Consider the following 1,714-nt stretch of genomic DNA (forward strand, 5'->3'; position numbering starts at 1 on the left):
CTCAGTGCGTTGTGGCAAACCGGATCTCGTTCGAGGTGTGCGGCAGCGGGGTGACCATCTGGATGGAGGTTCGGATGCGGCCGCGGGCATGAAAGAACGGGCCCCTTGGTAGTGAAGCGGTTACGACACCCAGCACGACCAAGGAAGCCCGTTGCCAGATCAGTTGAGCAGTATCTCTGTGCCTGCGTCCACCGCACTCACCCCTGGGTGTGACTGTTACGTGCACCGGTTCGGTTCGATCGCTCCCGGGCGGCGGGCAGGCTGCTATCCCAGTGACATGACGGATGCGGAGTGGGCCCAGGTCCGAGCCGCGATGCCGGTGCCGGCGTGGCTCCTGAAGCGGGGCGGGCGTCCGGAGGCGTACTGCCACCGCGAGATGCTTGACGCGGTGCGCTACCTCGTCGACAACGGCGTGAAGTGGATGGCTTTGCCGGTCGATTTCCCGTACTGGCGGGCGGTGTACGACTTCTTCCGCCGCTGGCGGTCCTACGATTACGTGCGTGAGCTGCATGAACGCCTGCGCCGCGCGGCGAGGGAGCGTTCAGGCCGCAACGCCGAGCCCAGTGCGGGGATCATCGACAGTCAGTCGGTGGACGCCTCCGAGACCGTCGGTGAGGACAGTCGGGGATACGACGGCGGTAAATCACGTGACGGGCGCAAGCGTCACATCCTGACCGACACCGAGGGCCTGCTCCTGGAGGTCACCGTGACCACGGCTGATGTGCATGACTCCAAGGCCGCTCCCGCGCTGCTGGAGGAATTCATGGACGAGCCGGGCCGGCTGCTGAAACTGGTGTGGGTCGATAGTGCCTACCAGGGTCCGGCGCTGGCGAAGGCGTTCGCTCGCAACGGAGTCCGGATCGAGGTCGTGCGCCGATCCGACGGACAACGCGGATTTGTCGTACTGGCCCGCAGGTGGGTGGTGGAGCGAACGCTGAGCTGGCTCTCCCGCTCACGCCGCCTCAACCGCGACCACGAACGCCGCCCCGATCACCACCAGCAGATGGTGTGGTGGGCAGCCACGATCAGGCTGTCGCGCCAGATGGCCGGCGATGCCCCGCGCTGGCCGGAGAAGCGTCCCGACCGACGGCCCCGGACACGAGCGTGAACCGTCCGTCCTTCTCCCGCACCAGCCAGCCCCGCTTCTCCAGCGCGTAGGCACGGTGACGGATCTTCTCCACCTCGTTCTTGATCCCCGCATCCCGGCCCACCATGCGCGTCAACTCCACCCCGCTCACCGGCCCCGACGCGGCCACCACCGCGGCGAACACCTCCCGATACACGCCACTGAGCACCTCCTCACCCACGCCCGACCGCCACACCGGCGGCCGCTCGGCATACCCCGCGCCGGAGCCGCCCGATCCCCCAGCGGCAGTCACCTCACCACCAGACGGCACAGAAACCGTCGTATTCACCGCGCTCTCCTCAGCCAGCACCAACACGAGTTCCTCACGCCCTACGCGGGCTCGCTCGACTCGCTCCCGCGCGGCATTCACCTCCACCTGAGCCTGCTCCAGGACCTCCGTCCAGGACTCCAGCTCCCGCCTCGCCCGCGCCTCACGCCGTTCCATCAAACCCAGCACCGACGGCATCGCACCCTCCTCGATCATCAACAAGCCGTCTCCTGCCTGCCCCTACCCCTCCACGATCACGCCCCGCACACGAAGAAGCCCCTGCTCATCGAACAGGGACTCCCTTTGCCACAACGCACTCA

At 67.2% G+C, this 1,714-nt stretch carries 2 protein-coding genes; one reads left to right on the forward strand and one right to left on the reverse strand.

All coding sequences use genetic code 11. The annotated features are described in order from the left end of the window. Positions 1–277: 277 nt before the first annotated feature. Positions 278–1,108 carry an IS5 family transposase gene (locus tag ACFU6I_RS48565; protein ID WP_384380985.1) on the forward strand — a complete coding sequence of 277 codons (831 nt, stop codon included), beginning with the start codon at positions 278–280 and terminating at the stop codon, positions 1,106–1,108. Here the strand turns inward: ACFU6I_RS48565 and ACFU6I_RS48570 are convergent. Then, on the reverse strand, positions 1,026–1,610 hold the full coding sequence (locus tag ACFU6I_RS48570) for a hypothetical protein (protein ID WP_384380988.1): 585 nt from the start codon (positions 1,608–1,610) through the stop codon (positions 1,026–1,028). The two genes, ACFU6I_RS48565 and ACFU6I_RS48570, sit on opposite strands and share 83 nt — an antisense overlap. Positions 1,611–1,714: the final 104 nt, after the last annotated feature.

Source organism: Streptomyces sp. NPDC057486, from assembly GCF_042802415.1.
GTDB classification, from domain to species: domain Bacteria; phylum Actinomycetota; class Actinomycetes; order Streptomycetales; family Streptomycetaceae; genus Streptomyces; species Streptomyces yanii.